Below are 19146 nucleotides of genomic sequence, written 5' to 3' on the forward strand. Positions count from 1 at the left end.
TCCCTGCGGTAGTGGTAACCGATTATTCTTGGAAAATGAACGCGCTAGAGATCACGACTTAAGTCTTGTCAGGTCTGTGGGAGCCATTTCTTGGCGATGCGGCAGACCATGGTGTAGGCGGGGTCATAGACGTTGCCCACATCGTAGCGCACGACCTGCCCCATGAGGTGGCTGGCGGCGGCGGGCGACAGGCCATAGTCGCCGGTGAGCCAGTTGAACATGTCAGTGGTCGCATGCTGCAGCGCCTGGTCGAGCGGCCGGGCATTGCCGACCGAGAAGATATGCTCGGCATTCTCGCCGCGGGGCCACACCAGTTTCCGGCGCTTTTCCACCGTCAGCCGGACTTCGACCTCATAGCTGGTTTCCACGCCGGTGCCGACGATCTCGCCGTCGCCCTGCACGGCATGGCAGTCACCCAGGAAGAACAGTGCACCCTCGGTGGCGACAGGGAACCACACGGTCGCCCCCGGTCCGAAGCCGCGATAGTCCATGTTGCCGCCATTCTCGGCGCTGGTGGCGGTCGAAAAAGCCTGACCGAGCGCCGGGGCAACGCCGAAACAGCCGATCATCGGTTCGAGCTGCAGCACGAAATTTTCGAGCCCCGCCGGCGCGTTCTGCAACTGCACGGTTCCGGCCTGCCGGTCGATCGCCCATGTCACCTTGTCGCGCGGCGGCAGCGTACCCACCGCCTCGGGATCGACGACGTTGCCGGCCAGCGAGCCGCGGGTCCAGCCAGTGGCCCGGTTGGGCGTCATGCGGACGATCTCTACCTTGAGGGCGTCGCCGGGCTCAGCGCCCTCGACAAAGATCGGGCCGTTCATCGGGTTGGGGCCGTGCGCGCGCTGCACGCCGTCCTTGTCGGCGCCATTGGCGTCGAGCGTCTCGGTGATGACGGTATCGCCCGAGGCGATGCGGAGGGCGGGGGGCACCGTGCCAAGCACGTTGTACCAGGTGTCGGGGAGAAAGCTGTGCGTTGTCATGGGCGAGATTAGTGACCCGGCACGATGGGCTTGGCAAGGGCACCGGGGTCGCCCGGCGTCCACCTACAGCTGCTGCAGCCAGTCGGCATAGGCGCTGTCGTGCCGTCCTTCAAAGTTGTCCATGCCGGGCTTTGTCAGCAGACCGCGCCGCGGCGGGATGAAGGAATGGATGCGGCGGCGGGGCGGTCCCTCGCGCCATTGCAGGTTGAAGGCGCAGAGTTTGGGGAAGAATTCCATGGTGTCGTAGGGCAGGTGGTCGTGCACCCACCAGGCCAGCGCCTCCCAGTGCCCGGTGCGCTCGTAATAGGGCAGGGCGGCGTGCACGACGATCGAGGCGGTAGCGCCCATGCGGCCTTCGGCATCGCGCCGGTCCCAGATATGGCCGGCGTAATTCTTCTCGTTCTGCGCGCAGTTCAGATCGTGCGTATTGCCGTAGTCGTTCACCGCGGCGCTGCGGAAGGCCGAGCGGATGGAGATGCGGCCGAAACGCTGCCACAGCGGTTCCAGCAGCTCCTCGCAGAGCTTCCTGCCGGCGGCGATGGCGAGATCGGGATCGTCGGGGATGCCGTAGAGGCTGGCGATCTCGGAGTGCAGGAAGTCACGCAGGAAGAAGTTTGCGCTGAGGCGCGTCCGGCCCAGGTCTTCGAGCCCTCGCATGGTTGTCGGCCGGCGCATCGGTTGCTCCTTGGTGCAAAACGCGAAAACGCGCTAACAATGCCGCCGAAGGCGCTGGGGTGCCACCCGTTTCCCACTGGAGCTGAAGTTGAAGATCTGGATCGCTGCCGTCACACTGGCCCTCGGCCTCGGGGCGTCGTCGTCGCAGGCCCAGGATGCCGGCGATGTCATCGGGCGCATCACCTCGCTGTTCGGCGATGCCGAGCCGTTCGTGACGGCTTACGAGGTGATCACCGAGTCCGTGGCCATGGAGGACGCCGAAACGCTGGCCGAGTACTTCCCCTATGGCGAACCGATCATGGTCAATGGCGAGCCGACCGTGCTCGAAAGCGAATTCGACCTCTACGAGCGCTATGACCAGTTGCTCACGCCGGCCATAGCGGCCGCCGTCGCCGGGCAGCCGTTCGAGACCCTCTTTGCCAATAGTGACGGCGTGATGTTCGGCGATGGAGCGATGTGGATATCGGCCGTCTGTCTCGACGACGCCTGCGAGGCGACCGACGTCAAAATCATCGCGCTCAACGAGCCGTGAGGAAAAGCGCCTGATGCTGCATGTTCTCTTCCTCGTCGCCATCACCGCCGAAGCCATGACGGCGGCGCTGGCGGCCGGGCGGCGCAAGATGGACTGGTTCGGGGTCTGCGTGCTGGCCTGTGTCACGGCGCTTGGTGGCGGCACGCTGCGCGACACCCTGCTGGGCCACTATCCGCTGACCTGGGTCGCCGATCCGTGGCTGCTGCTGATCTGCTGCGGCGCGGCGCTGTACACCATTGCGGCGGCGCGACTGATGGCGGCACTGCGCTGGCCGTTCCTGCTGCTCGATGCGCTGGGACTGGTGGTCTTCACCATCATCGGCTGCAACGTGGCGCTGGAAATGGGGCAGTCACCGATCATCGTCATCGTTGCCGGCATGATCACCGGCATCGCGGGCGGCATCCTGCGCGATGTGCTCTGCAATGACGTGCCGCTGGTGTTTTCGAGCGAGCTCTATGCCACCGTCTCGATCGTCACCGCCGGCATCTACTATGCCGGGCTGACCTTCGGCTTCCCGCAGGACTTCGTCATCGTCGCTGCCGCGTCGATCGGCTTTGCGCTGCGCGTGGTGGCGATCGTCTTCAAGCTCGAAATGCCGAAATTCGTCTACGACAAGGACTTGCGCTAGCGCCGGATCGGGGCGGGGATGGCTTTGGAAATGTCGGCGGCGGCCTTGATGACGGCAAGGCGGATGTCCTCCATGCGGTCCGGTTCGGTGCCGGCGAGAAACGGTACCGACAGCGCGGCAACCATGAGGTCGCGGCTGTCGAATATCGGCGCGGCATAGGCCTGCACGCTGGGAACGCCCTCGCCGCGGTCGAAGGCCCAGCCCTGCTTGCGGATGCGCGTCAGTTCGGCGCGCAGCTTCCTCGGATCGGTCAGGGTGCGCGACGTCAGGGCGGGCATCGGGCGGGCCAGCCAGTCGCGACGCGCATCGTCGGACAGAAAGGCCAGCAGCAGCTTGCCGGCGGCGCCCGCGTGCGCCAGAAGGCGCTGGCCGGGTGTCACCGACAGGGCGTATTCGCGGCGGCCGCTGGCGGCGGCCAGCACCAGCGTGCCGTCCTTGTCGAGCACCGACAGCTTGGCCCCCTCCTCGAGCTGCGCCGACAGCTGGTCGAGCAGCGGCTGGGCGATCGCCACCAGGTCGACATCGCTGGCGCCGGTGGCGACATGAGCGGCCAGCGTCAGCAGGCGGCTGCCGAGCTGGTAGGTGCCGCTGTCGGTGCGGTGTACCATGTCGTGCACTTGCAGGGTGTTGAGGATGCGATAGATGGTCGTCCGTGGCAGCTTGAGCGCCGCCACCAGATCGCGAATGGTGGCACCTGCCTCGCGGCGCTCGAGCTGGACCAGCACGTCCATCATGCGGTCTATCACCGGGATCCGGTGCTTGCTCGCGGCATCGGCAGTCGTCGCCATCCTCGATGACCTCGTTGACAGTGTCGGGGAGTCATCCCTACCATAACACCCTGAACAAGTTAAATTCAGATGTGAATAGCCGGTCAACCGGCACGGGAGACCTCTGAACGCCAGATATCGGATCGTTGCGGTGGCAGGGCGCGCTCGCGTCACGGCCAGCGCAGGGTCTTTATTGGCGGCCGCAGCCGATCCCGGAAAAGGAGACGTTCATGGCGCGCATAGCCTATCTCACCGCAATCGAGTTCGGACCCGGCTGCCTCGCCACGCTTGGCGATGCGACTGCCGAACTGGGCATGCACAAGCCGCTGCTGGTCGCCGACAAGGGCGTCATGGCCGCAGGTCTTGCCGACAAGGCGCTGGCGCTGCTGCCCGCGGGGACGCCGGTGTTTCTCGATACGCCGCCCAATCCGAGCGAGAGCGCGGTGAAGGCGGCGCTCGAGCTCTACCGGAGTGCGGGCTGCGACGGCGTGGTGGCGCTTGGCGGCGGGTCGCCGATCGATCTGGCCAAGGGCGTGGCGCTGCTGGCGACGCATGAGGGTACGCTGGAGAGCTTTGCCGTCATCTATGGCGGGCTCGACCGCATCACCGCCAAGGTGGCGCCGCTGATCGCCATTCCGACCACGGCCGGCACCGGAGCGGAGGTCGGGCGCGCCGCGTTGCTGACGCTGGACGATGGCCGCAAGCTCGGCATCATCTCGCCGCATCTGATCCCCAAGCGCGCCATCTGCGACCCCGAACTGACGCTCGGGCTGCCGCCCATGCTGACCGCAGCGACCGGCCTCGACGCGCTCAGCCACTGCATCGAGACATTTTCCTCGCCGCGGCTCAATCCGCCGGCCGATGCCATCGCGCTCGACGGCGCCGGACGCATCTGGCGCAATCTCGAAAAAGCCACCTCGAACGGCAGCGATATCGAGGCGCGCAGCGAGATGATGATGGGCGCCGTCATGGGTGGCCTCTCCTTCCAGAAAGGCCTCGGGGCGGTGCATTCGCTGAGCCACGCCCTCGGCGGCCTGCAGGACCTCAAGCTCCATCACGGGACGCTCAACGCCATCCTGATGCCGCTGGTGGTGCGGTTCAACGCCGGCGAGCTTGGCGAGGCAAGGATGACCCGCCTCAAGTCGGCTATGGGCCTGGCTGCAAACGCCATGCTGGCCGATGAACTCGATGCCCTCAACCGGCGCCTTGGCATCCCCAGGGGACTGGCCGAACTCGGTGTGACGCCTGATCATTTCGACTGGGTGATCGAACGCGCCCTTGCCGACCACAGCCACGCCACCAACCCGCGTGTTCCGAGTGCCGGCGACTACCGGGCCCTGCTGGTCGAGGCCATGGCATAGCCGTGTCGCGCCTGGCACGGTGCGATGACGCCACCGGACGGACGGTTTATTCCTTTCGGGGCTGGCGAGCGGAAGAATTTGAAGACGACACGGTCGAATCGATGCCGATTGTGGCAACTATCGTGGCACTGATCGTGGCGTTGCTGTTTCTGCCCGATATGGTGTTGTGGCTGCCGCGACCGCCCTTTGGCCGGCAGGCGGTCGAATTGGGAGAATAGGCAATGAAGCAAACCTGGCGCTGGTTCGGACCGGCAGATCTGGCAACCATCGATGACATCGTGCAGGCCGGCGTGGAGGGTGTCGTCACGGCCCTGCATCACGTGCCCAACGGCACGGTGTGGAGCGCCGAGGAGATCGCCAAGCGGCAGGATCTGGTGCGTCACCGCAGGGACGGTGCCGCCTCCGGAATCGAGTGGGACGTCATCGAGAGCCTGCCGGTGTCGGAAGACATCAAGAAGCAGAAGAACGAGTGGCGCACCCACATCGCCAACTACAAGACCAGCCTCGAGAACGTCGCCGCTGCCGGCATCGAGGTGATCTGCTACAATTTCATGCCGGTGCTCGACTGGACGCGCACGGCGCTGCGCTGGCAGCTGCCCAATGGCGGCTCGTGCATGCGCTTCGACATCAACGACTTTGCCGCCTTCGACATCCACATCCTGCAGCGTGCCGGCGCCGAGGGCGACTATACCAACGCCATCACCGACGAGGCGGCGCGGCGCTTTGCGGCGCTGGACGAGGACGGCAAGAAGCAACTGGCGCGCAATGTCACGATGGGGCTGCCGGGCTCGACCGAGAGCATGACCCTCGACGACGTGCGGGCACACCTGGCCGAATACGGCCACATCTCCGCCGAGCAGCTGCGCAAGCATTTCATTGATTTCCTCTCCGAGGTGGTGCCGGTGGCCGAGGATCTTGGTCTGCGGCTCTGCTGTCACCCGGACGATCCGCCGTTCTCTCTGCTCGGCCTGCCGCGCATCATGTCGACTGCTGCCGACTACAAGACCATCCTCGACGCCGTCGACAGCCCCGCCAACGGCATGACGCTCTGCTCGGGCTCGCTCGGCGCACGGCCGGACAATGACCTGCCGGCGATGATGCGCGAATTCGGCCCGAAGGTGCATTTCCTCCACCTGCGCAACGTCAAGCGCGATACGGCCGACGCCGTGGGCTCGTTCTTCGAGGCCGAGCATCTGGGTGGTGACACCGACATGGTCGCGCTGATTGCCGCCATCGTCGCCGAAGAGCGTCGCCGCAAGGATGCAGGCCGCGCCGACTGGCAGATCCCGATGCGGCCCGATCATGGCCAGGACATCCTTGATGACCTCAACCGCCGCTCGCAGCCGGGCTATCCGACCATCGGCCGGCTCAAGGGACTGGCCGAGTTGCGCGGTGTGATGACGGCGCTGGAGCACAGCCAGTTCGGGCTGCGCTGATGCCGATCCGCTTCGGACTGGTCGGCGGCGGCTGGCGCGCCGAGTTCTTCACCCGCGTGGCGCGCGAACTGCCGGAGACCTTCGAACTGGCGGGGGTGGTGCAGCGCGATTTCGCCAAGGCGCAGGGATTTGCGGCAAAGTGGGGGGCGCCGGCGTTCGAGAGCTATGCCGGGTTCAAGGATGCGGGCGTCGATTTCGTCGTCGTCTCGGTCAAGGCCGAGGCGCATCTCGATATTCTCACCGCCTTGCACAAGCTGGGGCTGCCGGTGCTCTGCGAAACCCCGGCGGCGCTCGATCTCGATACCATGATCGCCATCTGGAATCTGGTCGAGCAGGGCTTCAAGCTGCACATCGCCGAGCAGTACCTGTTCCAGCCCCTGCACGCGACGCGGCTCAGGCTGATCGCGGACGGCGCCCTTGGCCAGGTGAACTCGACCCGAGTCTCGGTGGCCCACGGCTATCATGGCGTCAGCCTGATGCGGCATTTCCTCGGCATCGGTTTTGAGGACGCGACTATTCGCGGCAAGAGCTTTGCCGCCCGCGCGCTGGAAGGGCCGAGCCGCTTCGGCTGGCCCGACAGCGAGCGCTTTGTCGCCACCGAACAATTGCTTGGCGAGTTCGATTTCGGCGACCGGCTGGGGCTCTTCGATTTCACTAATGTGCAATACCGCTCGCCGGTGCATTCGATGCACGTGCTGGTGCGCGGCGATCGCGGCGAACTCTCGGATTTCGAACTGCGCACCATGCCGATCTACGGGCAGCCGGTGACGCGGCCGATCACCCGGGCCGACAGCGGCCGCTACAGCGATCTCTACGGCTATGCCATCAAATCGATGTCCTGCGGCGACGACGTGATGTGGACCAATCCCTATCCGCAGGCGCGGCTGATGGACGACGAGATCGCCATCGCCGTTGCCATGCAGAAGATGACGGGCGAGGGGCCCTATCCATTCGCCTGGGGGGCGCAGGACCAGTATCTGGCGCTGCTCATGGCCGAGGCGGCACGCACCGGCGAAACCATCCGGTCGCAGCGCCAGCCCTGGGCTCAGTCCTCGAGCAGGTAGCCGCCCTTGCGCCCCGGCAGGGGCTGCGTGCCGACAATCTTGGCGATGGCCGTGCCGCGCGGCGCGTATTTCGAGCGGGCCCGGCTGAGGATGAAGCCGTCAGTACCGGCGAGGATCGGCGTGCGGGCCATGAAGGCTCCCGGCCCGTCGAGGGCGATCAGATCGGCAATCGGCTGGCCTTCGCGGACCTGTTCGCCCAGTTCGACGTGGTAGGCGACAAGTCCGGGCGCCGTGGTCCGCACCACTTCGGTTGCGTCGAACGGCGTCGCCGTCGGCGAGGCCGCCGGGCGGCCACCCGGATCATCGTCGATGAGATTGCGTTCGCAGAGGAAGCCGTAGAGCCGCCGCGCATCGTCGGCGCCGAACTGGTCGAAGGTATCGGCCTGGCCGCGATATTCCAGGGTCGCCGTGGCGCTGGCCATCGGCACGGGCTTGCCGGGATTGGTCATGGCCAGCTTGCGGTAGAGCTGCGGCAGCACCTCGTCGAACGAGCCGCCGCCGCTGTCGGCTGCGGTCAGTGTCGCCGCAGCGCCCATCCAGTCGGCCAGGTCCTGCAGTTCGGGCATCAGTTCGGGCGAGGTGAAGATATGCAGCAGCGAGTCGTCGTCGCAATGCAGGTCGAGGACGAACTCGGCGTCGTGCGCTTCCCGCAGGATCAGCAGGCGCAGCTGCTCGGCGGCGCTGCGCGGCTCCTGCGCGTCGATCCACTGCGCCACCGTGCGGCGGATCAGTGCCACGTTGAAGCGCTCGTCGTCCGACAGGCGTCCGGCCAGTTGCGTGCGGATCAGGGTGAACAGGTCGGGCCAGCGGCGATTGTAGTTGATGCCCGAATTGGGATCGTAGCGGCCGATGTGATGACGGAACGCGACATTGCCCATGCCCAGCGGATTGACCACCGGCATGACGGTGAACTTGGCCCGCAGCAGATTGCGTTCGTCGGCCAGCCGAAGCTTGGGCAGCAGATGGTGCAGCACCATGGTGCCGGGCAGTTCGTCGGCGTGCAGGGCGGCCTGCAGGTGCACCTTTTCGGGCGCGTCCTCGGGACCGATGACGTAGTAGTTGAACTCCGTGCTCTCGCCCGGGGTGTCACCGCGCAGGCGGACCGTCTTCAACTCAAAGCTCATCTGGTCACCCACCGTTGCAGCCCGAACCTGAGTGGCACGGCACCGGGCATGTGCCGCGTCAGATGGCGGTACACGAGTCCGAAGACGAAGAAAATGCAGAGCGATATGACGAGGAAGAACAGCGCCGCCACCGAGAAATGCAGGAAGGCGTTGTAGTCCTTCTCGAACAGCTCGCCGGCCATGTTCATGAGGTCTTTCTGGTCGTCGATCACCGGCAGGGTGAAATAGACCAGCGCCGTGGCGTGGAACAGAAACACCACTTCATTGGTGTAGGCCGGCCAGGCGATGCGGATCAGGTGCGGCCAGACCACGGAGCGAAACTGCTGGCTGCGGCTCATGCCATAGGCGCGGGCCGCCTCGACCTCGCCGGAGGGCACGGCACGAAGCGCTCCGTAGAAGATCTCGGCGGTATAGGCGGTGGTGTTGAGACAGAGAATGGCCGGCCCCAGGAACAGTGGGTGCAGCACGAAGCCATCGATGCCCAGCGGTTTCCAGAGGCTCAGGTTGAAGGCCAGCGCCAGCGAATAGAACATAAAGAGCTGGATGAAAAAGGGCGAGCCGCGGAAGGCGTAGATATAGCCGCGGCAGAGGTTGGACAGCACCGGGTTGGGGGAAGCCTTGCCCAGGGCCATGAACACGGCGAGCACGAAGCCGACGGGGATCGAGGCGAAGGCGAGATAGATATTGAACAGCGCCGGTCGCGCCAGGATGCCGATGTCATCGAGAATGGGCGAGAGAAAATCCATCACGCGGTTCCCGTCACGGCCATGCCGCGGCTGGACCATCTGCTCAAGGCGGCAAACACCTTTTCGGAAAGGAAGGTCAGCGCGATGTAGAAGATCAGCAGCACCAGATAATAGCCCCAGCGCCAGTCGCCATGCACCAGGCCGGCGGCGCGGCTGAAATTGGGGGCGCCAAGCCGGTCGGCCCACTGCACGATATCGGCGATCTGCAGCAGCGACAGCAGCGATGTCGCCTTGATGATCAGCATCCAGACATTGGACAGACCGGGCAGGGCGTAGATCCACATCTGCCGGATATGCACGCGCCAGAGCAACTGGGTGCGCGAGAACCCGAAGGCCCGGGCGGCCTCCAGCTGGCCGCGCGGCACCGCATTCATGGCGCCGGCAATGACGTTGGCGGCGAAAGCGCCATAGACGATCCCCAGCGAGACGCAGGCCAGTACCAGGTATTCGGGTGTGCCGAGAAACCAGTTGGCGGCGTCGCAGGGTGGCCATTGCCCGAGATTGTCGGCCAGCGTTTCCGGCGTGCACACCGACTGGGCCCGGATCAGTTCGACCAGCTGCTCGAACGCCAGCGGGAAAAACAGGAAGAACAGAACGTCGGGGACGCCACGCACCATGTTGATATAGAGCCCGCCGGCGAGGCGGGCGGGGCCGAAGCGGGAGTTCCTGAGGGCGGCACCGGCCAGGCCCATCAGCAATGCGGCCAGCCCGCCGAACAGCGCAGCCGTCAGCGTGTACTGGACACTGGCGAACCAGGCGAGGTGCTTGCCGTTGGTAAAATAGCCGAGCCAGAACAGCAGGTCGTCGCCAATTCCGTCCTTCATCCATTGAGGCAGGAATTCGAGCATGAAGCGGGGGTCCGGATACGGCTGGGGCAGGCCGCTGTGGCCTGCCCCGAAGGAATGATCAGCCCGGGAAGAACGGACCGGCGCCCTTTTCGGGGAACCACTTGGTGATCAGCGCGTCGAGCGAGCCATCGGCCTTCATCGACTTGATTGCGGCATTGATCTTGGTCTCGAGCTCATCGTCGGCCTTGCGCAGCCCGATGGCGACGCCGCCGCCGATGGGGACCTGCGGTCCGTCTGCCTTCAGGGCGCCGCCCGAGCCGGCGACAGTCTCGCCGATATAGCCGGAATCGGCGAGGATGATGTCGACATTGCCGGCGCTGAGGTCGGCCAGGGCTTGGTCGGCGCTCTCGAACGACAGCACGGTGTTGCCGTCGCTGAGGTTCTCATTGACGTAGGCGGCCTGGATCGTGGCACCCTGCACGCCGATCTTGAGCCCCTTGAGGTTGTCGAAATCGATGGTGCTGCTGGCCAGCGTCATGAAGGTCGACGGATCGGCCGGCGAATAGGGCTCGGAGAAGTCGATGGTCTGCTGGCGCTCCTCGGTCACCGACATGCCGGCGACGATGGCATCGTAGTTGCCCGCGATCAGGTTGGGGATGATCGAGTCCCACTCGTTGGTCAGGAAGGTGCATTCGAGCTCGGCGCGCTTGCAGACCTCGTTGCCGACGTCGATGTCGAAGCCGGCCGGCTTGCCGCTGTCATCAAGGAAGTTCCAGGGTGCGTAGGCGCCCTCGGTGGCGAGGCGAACCGTCTCGGCATTCGCGCCGGTGGCAAGCAGTGAGAAGGCCGCTGCCGCGAGTATTAGCTTGTTCATCGGGGTCTCCTGGTTGCCGTGTGCTGCACGGCATTGATATGTCCCGCCTTCGGCCGGACTTGCCACCCAAGCTAGCGATTATTACCGTTTGGTCAATAATCGGCTGCGGCCGCTGCGTGCCGGGGCGAAGCATCAATCCGGCTTGCCGGCGCTGAGAAACTGCTGCAGGCGCAAGCTTTTGGTCGCGCCGAAGACTTCGTCCACCGTGCCCTGTTCCTCGATGCGCCCCTGGTGCAGGAAAATCACCTGGTCGGCGATCGATCGGACCAGCCCCATGTCGTGGGTCACCAGCAGCATCGACCGGCCTTCGTCGGCCAAAAGCTTGATGACGCGCACCACCTCGACCTGCAGTTCCGGGTCGAGCGCGGAGGTCGGCTCGTCGAACAGCATGACCTTGGGGTTGATGCAGAGGGCCCGGGCAATGGCGGCGCGCTGCTGCTGGCCGCCCGACAGCTGGCCGGGATAGGCGTCGGCCTTGTCGAGAATGCCGACCTTGTCGAGCATCTGCAGCGCCTCGGCCTTGACCTCGTCGCGTTCGCGGCCCTGCACCCGGATCGGCGCCTCCATGACATTGTCGAGCACACACATGTGGCTCCACAGGTTGAACGACTGGAACACCATGCCCAGCCCGGAGCGGATGCGGCGGATTTGGCGTTCGTCGGCAATGTGGCGGTGCCCCGGCTTGCCGGCGAGCCGGATCTCTTCGCCGGCGATCCTGACCGAACCGCTGTCGGGGATTTCGAGCATGTTGATGCAGCGCAGCAGCGTCGACTTGCCCGAGCCGGACGAGCCGATCAGCACCAGCACCTGTCCCTGGCCGGCCGACACGGAAACGCCCTTGAGCACTTCCACCGGCCCGAAGGACTTGTGAAGGTCTTCGATCTCGATGATGGGGGTGCCGGCCGTACGGGCGACCGGCTCGGCGACGTCCAAGCTGTTCATCGCGCAAACAAACCATAGCGCGGGCGCTTGGCAAGCAGAAATGTCGGCCGGGGCGGTCCCCGGCCGGCAATCCGTTGTGGGCTCAGGCGGCGGTGCGAGAGTTCTCGTCGAAGAACAGCGCCTGGCTGATCAGGGCCTTGACCATGTCGGGGTTGAACGGCTTGGTCACGAGGAAGGTCGGCTCCGGGCGTTCGCCGGTCAGCAGGCGCTCCGGGAAGGCGGTGATGAAGATAACCGGGATGGGCTGGTCGGCGAGGATGTGATTGACCGCGTCGATGCCCGAGGACCCGTCGGCCAGCTGGATATCGGCCAGGATCATCTTGGGCTGCGTGCGTTCAAACAGCGCCACGGCTTCCTTGTGGGTGCGGGCGACGCCGGTGACCCGGTGGCCGAGGCTCTCCACCAGCTGCTCGATATCCATGGCGATCAGCGGCTCGTCCTCGATGATCATCACATCGGTGGCCACATGGCTGGAAATTTCGCGGGATGCTTCATCGAGCAGAGACGAGAATTCGCTTGTCGACACGTCGAGAATTTCGGCCGCTTCCTCCTGCGAGAAGCCTTCAACGGCGACAAGGAGGAAGGCCTGGCGCGGACGCGGCGCGAGGTTGGTCAGATTGGCGGCGGCACGCTTTTCCCAGGAGAAGCTGGAATTGGGCTCCGGAATACTGACAGCGGAGGAGGTGAACAGGCTGGAAAACAGCTTGTAGAGCGCAATGCGATCGCTGCTGGCCTCTGGAAAGATGGAGAGATCTGCGATCAACGCTTCCAGAGTGGCGGCCACATACGCATCACCCGATGTCTGGGAGCCGGTCGTCGCCCGCGAAAAGCGACGCAGATAGGGAAGATGCGGGGCGATCCGCATGGACAAAGTCATTCGACAACTCCTGTGACGCTTGTAGTAGCGCAGGACAAAACGGGGCATCTGCGAATAAGTTCCGAGCCTCGGGAACTTTTCTTGCAGACGTGCATTGGGGGACTGCGGCAGGATACACGGTGGGGTGTCAATTCCGGCAGCAGAAGGCGACGCAATGCGAGATAAAACCGATATGAATGAAATGAGCAGGCCCAGGAAGAGGCAAAATGACGACGGGCTTGGCCCAACCTCGGACATCGGAGCACGGCTGCGGGCGCTGTTCGGTGCCGTGCAGGACGAACCCGTGCCGGATCGTCTGCTCGACCTGCTGGAAAAACTCGACCAGGCGGAATCCAAATCCTCTTCGAAGGGGGACTAGCCCATGGGCGAAACCAGTCCGGCCAAGCAGAAGGCACCTGCTACTGAATCCAGTGCTTTCAAGCGCGAATTGCTTGCTACACTCCCCAGCCTGCGCGCCTTTGCCGTTTCGCTATCGCGGAAACAGGACAAGGCCGACGACCTCGTCCAGGATACCGTCATGAAGGCCTGGGCCAAGCAGTCCAGCTTCGAGATGGGCACCAATATCAAAGCCTGGCTCTTCACCATCCTGCGTAACGAGTTCTACAGCCAGATGCGCAAGCGTGGCCGGGAAATCCAGGACAGCGATGGCGCCTTTACCGAACGCCTGTCGATCCACCCCAGCCAGTATGGCGTGATGGACCTGGCCGATTTCAAGAAGGCGCTCGACGGTCTGCCCGACGATCAGCGCGAAGCCGTGATCCTGATCGGCGCCTCCGGCTTTTCCTATGAAGAAGCGGCCGAGATCTGTGATTGTGCCATCGGCACGATGAAGAGCCGTGTCAGCCGTGCCCGCACCCGTCTCCAGGAAGTCCTCAAGGTGTCCGGCGAGGGAGACTACGGTCCCGATGCCGTCTCCTCGCAGGTGACGACAGGACCGCATATCTAGCGCCGTCCGGCCGTATTCTGGCCCATCATCGCGGCTAGATATGGCGATGCAGAGCGTCCTGCCGATCGGAGCGCGGAAATCTGGTTCGAGTGAATAGGCCAATGACCGAAGTCGCCAGTGATCTCGGTGTGCTTGCCGCCCCGCGACGAGGAATCGGACGCAGGCTGAGCGTGATCCTGTGCCTGGCGCTCGTGCTGGGCGCAGGCACGGCGTCGCTGTTCCTCGTGCGCGGTGTCGACGGGCAGCTGGACGACATCTCCAATGTCTACGACGTGCGCCGCCAGGCGCACGAACTGATTCTGGCCATCGTCGATGCCGAAACCGGCCAGCGCGGGTTCCTGCTGACCCAGGACCCGCAATATCTGATGCCCTATCAGACGGCCAGCGCGACGATCGATGCGACCTATCGGGGTCTGCTCGACCGGGTCGCCGGCAGTGCCGAACAGACTGCGGCCATCGAGGCGCTTGCCGAGCCCATCGCTCGCAAGCGGGACGAGATGGCCACCACCATCGAACTGGTCGGCGACGGCAAACTCGGCGACGCACTAAGCCTGATTCGCACCGACGAGGGGCAGGACCTGATCACCAATCTGCGGTTCTCGCTGCGCAGCTTCATAGCGGCCGAGGATGCCAAGCTGGTCGAGCGCAATGGCATCGTGCAGTCCTACCGGCAATGGCTGGTGGCGGCCATTCTTGCGGCCCTCGCCAGTGCCGTTGCCCTCACCTATGTGCTGTTTGCCCGCACGCAACGGCAGTTCAGCAGCCTCAGGCGAGTCAGCTCGGCACTGCAGTCGCAGAAGGAAGAGCTGGAGGTGCATGTCCGGCAGCGAACGGCAGAGGTCGAGGAAGCGCGCGCGCATGCCGAGCGCGAGCGCGCCCGCGTCGAGACCCTGCTGCAGGATACCAATCACCGCATCGGCAATTCGCTCGCAACTGTGTCCTCGCTGCTCGGGCTGCAGGTGGCCCGCAGCAAATCGGAAGAGGTCCGTATGGCGCTGGATGCGGCGCAGGGACGGGTCCATGCCATTGCCTCATCGCATCGCCGTCTGCGGCTCGGGGCGGACCTCGAGACCATCAATGCAGACGAATTCCTCGAGTCCGTGCTGGAAGACCTGCGCACCACGCATGCGGTCGGCCGCGATGTGACGTTCAACGGCGCCTTCGAGCCGGTCGTCATCCAGGCGCGCGACGCAACCACTATCGGCATCGTGCTGGGCGAGCTGATCACCAATGCGCTCAAGCACGCTTTTCCGAACAATGGTGCCGGCACGATCTGGGCTAGCCTCGGGCACAACGACGACGGCGTCACGGTTCTCTCTGTCGAAGACGATGGCAAGGGCCTCGCCGCGGATGTCGACAAGGTCGATTCCGGTCTGGGCGCGATGATCGTCAAGCAGCTGGCGCGACAGTTCGGTGGTGAGCCCAGCTACGAGCCGCGACCCGGCGGCGGTACCAGGGTCTCTGTGACGCTGCCGGGGCTGGCGCCGTCCCGCGATCATCGCGACTAGGTCTTCCCAAAAGCCAACCGGCTTGGCTCGCGTACGAACCAGGCCGGGGCAGGGAGGCGGCGAGGGTTACTCGACCTAGATGTAGCCGAGCAGGACCAGAATGATCACGATCACGAGCACGGTGCCCAGGATACCTGAGGGGAATACACCCCAGGAGCGTGAATAGGGCCATGACGGGATGGCGCCGATCAGAAGCAGGATGAGGATGATGATGAGGATCGTGCCCATGGGGAGGTCCTTGATATTGGAGTGGCGGTGGAGCGACTAGAGAATGGCAAAGACGAGCGTGGCGGCCACGGCGAGGATGGCGACCGCAGGCACCACAGCGCCGAACAGGGCGTTGTAATGGGTCTTGCCGTCATAACCTTCAGGAACCCAGGCCATGGCCGACCGGCTGGCATGTTCGAGATTGGCGATATCGACGTGGGTCATCATTTCTTGATCTCCTGTGGCCGGTCACGGAGACTGTCGGCCAGTGAACGTCCGCGCGTCGTTGCGCTGATCCAATAATGCCGGGCGCGACATTTTGGTTCCGTGACACAGGCGGGAGATAACGGGCTATTCGACGAGGACGACGTCGACCGATTGCTTGGTCTTGTGGTCGCCACTGGTCCGCAGCACGCCGATGATGGGCGAGATGTCGGAATAGTCGCGACCATGGCCGATGGTGATGTGGTCGGCACCGGCGCGCATGGCGTTGGTGGGGTCGAACTCGAGCCAGCCCTGGTGCTTGCCGCACCAGACGCGCACCCAGGCATGCATGGCGTCGGCGCCTTCGAGCCGAGGCTCGCCCTTGGGCGGAATGGTGCGCAGAAAGCCGGACACATAGCCGGCCGGAATGCCGACGCCGCGCAGGCCGGCGACCATCACATGCACGAAATCCTGGCAGACGCCGCGCTTGAGGTTGAACGCCTCGATCGGTGAGGTGTCGACCTTGGTGGCGTCCTTGTCATAGGTAAAGTCGCGGTGGATCGCGAGACAGAAGTCCATTGCCGCTGCCTGCACCGAATTGGTGCGAGCCACGCTCTCGTGTGCATAGGCGGAAATCGGCCGGCTGAGCGGCACGCGTGGCGATGGTGCCAGGAAATGGTGCGGCGACTGCGCGTCGAGTGACCACAACCCGGCGATCTCGGCCCGCAGGCCATCGAGGGTGGGGGACAGGTCCGCCGGCTTGTCCAGATCCTCGACCTGCACGCGGGCGGTCAGCCGTACGTCCAGATGATCGTGATAGTCGTCATAGGCAATGGTGGTGACGTTGTTCTCGAAGAAATCGGTGAAGGTCGTCTCCAGCTTGGGGCGCGGATCGAACGTCAGCGACGAGGCGATGACCCGCTGCACGCCGGGGAGCGAGATCGGCGAGACGCGCACGAGGTGGCGGTCGCCATGCACGGAAGCGTCGTAGTCGTAGTGCAGCTCCAGTCTCACATCGTAGAGCATGCAGGTTTGCCCTTCACACGAAATAGCTTGCGGCGATGAGGTCGGCGAGGCGGCTGATGCCGACCGCCAGCGCGTCGAGCTTTTCGGTCGTCAGTTGCTCCGGTTCGACAATGCGCAGGTCAGTATAAAGTTCGAGGGCGGCCTTGGACGCGGCCGACAGGTGCCCATCGGTAACGCCGCCGGGCAGCTGCTCGATCTGCTCGCGCAACTCGGCAATCTGGAACCGCACCGAGCGCGGATTGAGCGGGTCGAGCACCAGCAGGTCGACATAGGAATTGCTACCGGCGCTGACCGAGTAGCGGCGCCGATGCGTCATGACGCTGTCGCCGATCTCGAGCAGCATGTCGAGCGCTCCGTCCGGCGCATCGGCACGGGTGAACCAGCTGACGATGTTGGCCAGTTGCAGACCGCGCTCGAGGCGGCGGCCGATCTCGAGGAAGCGCCAGCCGGCAAAGCGGTACATATTCTCGTGGACCAGACCCGAGAAGCCGGCCAGCTTGCGCAGCAGCACGGTCATCGCGCGCGTCGCATCGTCGCCCGGCTGCACACGGGCCGCGAAGTTGCGCGAGGTCTTGCGCAGGTCGGCAAGGGCCAGCCAGCCATCGGGCGAGAAGCGGTCGCGGATCTGGCTGGCGCTGTGTACGGCGCTGTCGATGGCCATCAGCAGGCCTGCCGGCATGCCTTCGGCCGGATCGACCCCCAGCGTTTCGAGATAATCGCGCGTATGGGTCAGGATCGGCAGGTCAGGGTTGGAGAGCTCGGCCAGCCGGGCATTGTAGGCGCGCAGGATGCGCACCGTGCCTTCGCAGCGCTCGGCATAGCGGCCGAGCCAGATGAGATTGTCGGCGGCGCGGCTCGGCAGGCTGCCGGCGCTGTTGCGGACCAGCCGTTCGCCTTCCTGCGGCAGCAGGGAAACGCGCTCCACCGGCTTGTCGCTGACCACCCAGACGTCGGCGGCCTGGCCGCCGCGCTGCATGGCAATGGCGGCGGTATCAGTGGTCGAGCCGACGCGGGCGAAGCCGCCGGGCATGATGATCCAGCCGTCGGCGGTGCGGGCGGCATAGACGCGCAGCGTGATTGGCCGCGGTTCGAGGCGGCCGTCGATATGCACCGGCGCGGTCGAGAGCCGCACCGGCTCCTGGCCCACGAGGCTGGCGCCTTCGGTCTCGATGCGGTGGATCATGGCGGCGCGCTCGTCCGGGCTCAGGGTCGAGCCGAGGAAGGTCGCCTTGTGATCGTCGATGGCGAGGCCCGTAGCAAAGGCGGGTCCGATCATCAGCTCGTCGAAATGTTCGGTGACGTGACGGCGCTCGGTGGTCTGCCCGCACCACCAGGTGGCAATGGTAGGCAAGGCAAGCGTCTCGCCCAGCAGCTCGCGCGACAGTCGCGGCAGGAAGGCGTTGAGGGCGCGAGTCTCGAGGATGCCCGAGCCCAGCGCATTGACCATCGAAATCGAGCCCTGGCGCAGCGCATCGGTCAGCCCGGGGGTGCCGATGCGGCTGTCCGACCGCAATTCGAGCGGGTCGGCAAAGCTGGCATCGAGACGCCGCCACAGGACGCTGATCGGCTTGAGGCCTGCCACGGTCCGCACCATGACCGTGCCGTTCTCGACCACAAGGTCCTCGCCCTCGAGCAGCATGAAGCCGAGATAGCGGGCGATATAGGCGTGCTCGAAATAGGTTTCGTTGTGCTGGCCGGGCGTCAGGATGCCGACCCGGCCGCCCTCGCGGTTGGCCTGGGCGTTCAGCGTATCGCGAAAGTCGCGGAAGAAGCCCGCCAGCCGGTGCACATTCATGCTGGCATAGATATCGGACAGGGCCCGGGTGGTGGCGACGCGGTTCTCCAGCGCGAAGCCGGCACCGGACGGTGCCTGCGTCCGGTCGCCCAGCACCCACCAGCCGCCATCCGGGCCACGCCCAAGTTCAAAGGCACAAAACGACAGGAAGTGGCCGCTGGCCGGTTTCACCCCGACCAGCGGACGCAGGAATTCGGCATTGCGGGCAATCAGTTCGGGCGGCAGCAGGCCGCGGCGCACCAGATCGCTCTTGCCGTAGATATCGGCGACGATCAGTTCGAGCAGTTCGGCGCGCTGCGTCAGGCCGGCGGTGATCTTGCTCCAGTCGGCCTCGCCGATGACCAGCGGCACATGGGCCAGCGGCCATGCGCGCTCCTTGCCTTCGGCGCCGTCATATTTGCGGTAGAACACCCCGGCATCGCGCAGATACTGGTCGGCGCGCTCGAAGCGTCTGCCCAGTTCCTCGGCGCCAAGGGCGTCGAACGCGGTGATCAGCTTGCGCCAGGCGGGCTTGACCTGTCCGTCGGGGGCGATCATCTCGTCGGGAATGCCGGGCAAAAGCGAATAGCCGGCGATGAGGCTTGGCCCCGCCGGTTTCCTGTTCTCCAGGCGTTCCTTGCGCTTTTCCATTGTCCCCGACGCTATCTCATGCCGGGGCAGTCGGAC

At 65.0% G+C, this 19146-nt stretch carries 22 protein-coding genes; 9 read left to right on the forward strand and 13 right to left on the reverse strand.

Annotated features, from left to right (window positions below):
- Nucleotides 1-68: 68 nt before the first annotated feature.
- Together AC0L4C_RS10255 and AC0L4C_RS10260 are read right to left on the reverse strand one after the other, a co-directional pair.
- Nucleotides 69-980 carry an acetamidase/formamidase family protein gene (locus AC0L4C_RS10255; protein WP_473399440.1) on the reverse strand — a complete coding sequence of 304 codons (912 nt, stop codon included), beginning with the start codon at nucleotides 978-980 and terminating at the stop codon, nucleotides 69-71.
- Nucleotides 981-1043: 63 nt separating this feature from the next.
- Nucleotides 1044-1655 carry a hypothetical protein gene (locus tag AC0L4C_RS10260; RefSeq protein WP_473399441.1) on the reverse strand — a complete coding sequence of 204 codons (612 nt, stop codon included), beginning with the start codon at nucleotides 1653-1655 and terminating at the stop codon, nucleotides 1044-1046.
- An 88-nt stretch (nucleotides 1656-1743) separates the two neighbouring features.
- Between AC0L4C_RS10260 and AC0L4C_RS10265 the strand changes: the two genes are divergently transcribed.
- Both AC0L4C_RS10265 and AC0L4C_RS10270 read left to right on the forward strand, forming a co-directional pair.
- Nucleotides 1744-2187 (forward strand): hypothetical protein, encoded by a 444-nt coding sequence (locus tag AC0L4C_RS10265; RefSeq protein ID WP_473399442.1) that lies wholly within the window; start codon nucleotides 1744-1746, stop codon nucleotides 2185-2187.
- 13 nt (nucleotides 2188-2200) lie between these two features.
- Entirely contained in the window at nucleotides 2201-2815 is a 615-nt protein-coding gene (locus AC0L4C_RS10270; RefSeq protein WP_473399443.1) for a trimeric intracellular cation channel family protein, read from the forward strand.
- Here AC0L4C_RS10270 and AC0L4C_RS10275 read toward each other — a convergent pair.
- Nucleotides 2812-3603, reverse strand: a complete 792-nt coding sequence (locus AC0L4C_RS10275; protein WP_473399444.1) for an IclR family transcriptional regulator — start codon at nucleotides 3601-3603, stop codon at nucleotides 2812-2814. The genes AC0L4C_RS10270 and AC0L4C_RS10275 overlap by 4 nt on opposite strands.
- A gap of 209 nt (nucleotides 3604-3812) precedes the next feature.
- Between AC0L4C_RS10275 and AC0L4C_RS10280 the strand changes: the two genes are divergently transcribed.
- Genes AC0L4C_RS10280 through AC0L4C_RS10295 form a run of 4 tightly spaced genes read left to right on the forward strand, consistent with a single transcriptional unit; the run spans nucleotide 3813 to nucleotide 7443 of the window.
- Nucleotides 3813-4943, forward strand: a complete 1131-nt coding sequence (locus AC0L4C_RS10280; protein ID WP_473399445.1) for an iron-containing alcohol dehydrogenase — start codon at nucleotides 3813-3815, stop codon at nucleotides 4941-4943.
- 2 nt (nucleotides 4944-4945) lie between these two features.
- On the forward strand, nucleotides 4946-5161 hold the full coding sequence (locus tag AC0L4C_RS10285; protein ID WP_473399446.1) for a hypothetical protein: 216 nt from the start codon (nucleotides 4946-4948) through the stop codon (nucleotides 5159-5161).
- 3 nt (nucleotides 5162-5164) lie between these two features.
- Complete coding sequence (gene uxuA / locus AC0L4C_RS10290) at nucleotides 5165-6379, forward strand: mannonate dehydratase (RefSeq protein WP_473399447.1); 1215 nt, start codon at nucleotides 5165-5167, stop codon at nucleotides 6377-6379.
- The gene (locus AC0L4C_RS10295; RefSeq protein ID WP_473399448.1) at nucleotides 6379-7443 is read left to right on the forward strand and encodes a Gfo/Idh/MocA family protein; all 1065 of its coding nucleotides are present in this window, start codon (nucleotides 6379-6381) and stop codon (nucleotides 7441-7443) included. The genes uxuA and AC0L4C_RS10295 overlap by 1 nt, the downstream gene beginning before the upstream one ends.
- Here AC0L4C_RS10295 and AC0L4C_RS10300 read toward each other — a convergent pair.
- The 6 genes from AC0L4C_RS10300 to AC0L4C_RS10325 form a co-directional block, all read right to left on the reverse strand.
- Complete coding sequence (locus AC0L4C_RS10300; RefSeq protein WP_473399449.1) at nucleotides 7425-8567, reverse strand: succinylglutamate desuccinylase/aspartoacylase family protein; 1143 nt, start codon at nucleotides 8565-8567, stop codon at nucleotides 7425-7427. The two genes, AC0L4C_RS10295 and AC0L4C_RS10300, sit on opposite strands and share 19 nt — an antisense overlap.
- The gene (locus AC0L4C_RS10305; protein WP_473399450.1) at nucleotides 8564-9313 is read right to left on the reverse strand and encodes an ABC transporter permease; all 750 of its coding nucleotides are present in this window, start codon (nucleotides 9311-9313) and stop codon (nucleotides 8564-8566) included. Before AC0L4C_RS10305 ends, AC0L4C_RS10300 begins: the two co-directional genes overlap by 4 nt.
- Nucleotides 9313-10161 (reverse strand): ABC transporter permease subunit, encoded by an 849-nt coding sequence (locus AC0L4C_RS10310; protein WP_473399451.1) that lies wholly within the window; start codon nucleotides 10159-10161, stop codon nucleotides 9313-9315. Before AC0L4C_RS10310 ends, AC0L4C_RS10305 begins: the two co-directional genes overlap by 1 nt.
- Nucleotides 10162-10219: 58 nt before the next feature.
- Nucleotides 10220-10975, reverse strand: coding sequence for a transporter substrate-binding domain-containing protein (locus tag AC0L4C_RS10315; protein WP_473399452.1), 756 nt, complete (start codon nucleotides 10973-10975; stop codon nucleotides 10220-10222).
- A 132-nt stretch (nucleotides 10976-11107) separates the two neighbouring features.
- Nucleotides 11108-11917 carry an ABC transporter ATP-binding protein gene (locus AC0L4C_RS10320; RefSeq protein ID WP_473399453.1) on the reverse strand — a complete coding sequence of 270 codons (810 nt, stop codon included), beginning with the start codon at nucleotides 11915-11917 and terminating at the stop codon, nucleotides 11108-11110.
- Nucleotides 11918-11999: 82 nt separating this feature from the next.
- A complete protein-coding gene (locus tag AC0L4C_RS10325; RefSeq protein ID WP_473399454.1) occupies nucleotides 12000-12794 on the reverse strand; it encodes a response regulator in 795 nt (264 codons plus the stop codon).
- A 154-nt stretch (nucleotides 12795-12948) separates the two neighbouring features.
- Between AC0L4C_RS10325 and AC0L4C_RS10330 the strand changes: the two genes are divergently transcribed.
- From AC0L4C_RS10330 to AC0L4C_RS10340, 3 genes are all read left to right on the forward strand, one after another.
- Nucleotides 12949-13152 carry a NepR family anti-sigma factor gene (locus AC0L4C_RS10330; protein WP_473399455.1) on the forward strand — a complete coding sequence of 68 codons (204 nt, stop codon included), beginning with the start codon at nucleotides 12949-12951 and terminating at the stop codon, nucleotides 13150-13152.
- A gap of 3 nt (nucleotides 13153-13155) precedes the next feature.
- On the forward strand, nucleotides 13156-13740 hold the full coding sequence (locus AC0L4C_RS10335; RefSeq protein WP_473399456.1) for an RNA polymerase sigma factor: 585 nt from the start codon (nucleotides 13156-13158) through the stop codon (nucleotides 13738-13740).
- A 101-nt stretch (nucleotides 13741-13841) separates the two neighbouring features.
- Nucleotides 13842-15248 carry a sensor histidine kinase gene (locus AC0L4C_RS10340; RefSeq protein WP_473399457.1) on the forward strand — a complete coding sequence of 469 codons (1407 nt, stop codon included), beginning with the start codon at nucleotides 13842-13844 and terminating at the stop codon, nucleotides 15246-15248.
- 75 nt (nucleotides 15249-15323) lie between these two features.
- On the opposite strand, the gene AC0L4C_RS10345 is transcribed toward AC0L4C_RS10340, so the two are convergent.
- The 4 genes from AC0L4C_RS10345 to AC0L4C_RS10360 form a co-directional block, all read right to left on the reverse strand.
- Nucleotides 15324-15476, reverse strand: coding sequence for a DUF3309 family protein (locus AC0L4C_RS10345; protein WP_473399458.1), 153 nt, complete (start codon nucleotides 15474-15476; stop codon nucleotides 15324-15326).
- 36 nt (nucleotides 15477-15512) lie between these two features.
- Nucleotides 15513-15683: a hypothetical protein gene (locus tag AC0L4C_RS10350; protein ID WP_473399459.1), complete on the reverse strand. Its 171-nt coding sequence runs from the start codon at nucleotides 15681-15683 to the stop codon at nucleotides 15513-15515.
- A gap of 123 nt (nucleotides 15684-15806) precedes the next feature.
- Entirely contained in the window at nucleotides 15807-16685 is an 879-nt protein-coding gene (locus AC0L4C_RS10355; protein ID WP_473399460.1) for a transglutaminase family protein, read from the reverse strand.
- Nucleotides 16686-16698: 13 nt separating this feature from the next.
- The gene (locus AC0L4C_RS10360; protein WP_473399461.1) at nucleotides 16699-19110 is read right to left on the reverse strand and encodes a circularly permuted type 2 ATP-grasp protein; all 2412 of its coding nucleotides are present in this window, start codon (nucleotides 19108-19110) and stop codon (nucleotides 16699-16701) included.
- Nucleotides 19111-19146: the final 36 nt, after the last annotated feature.

The organism is Devosia sp. J20-27 (assembly GCF_055808595.1).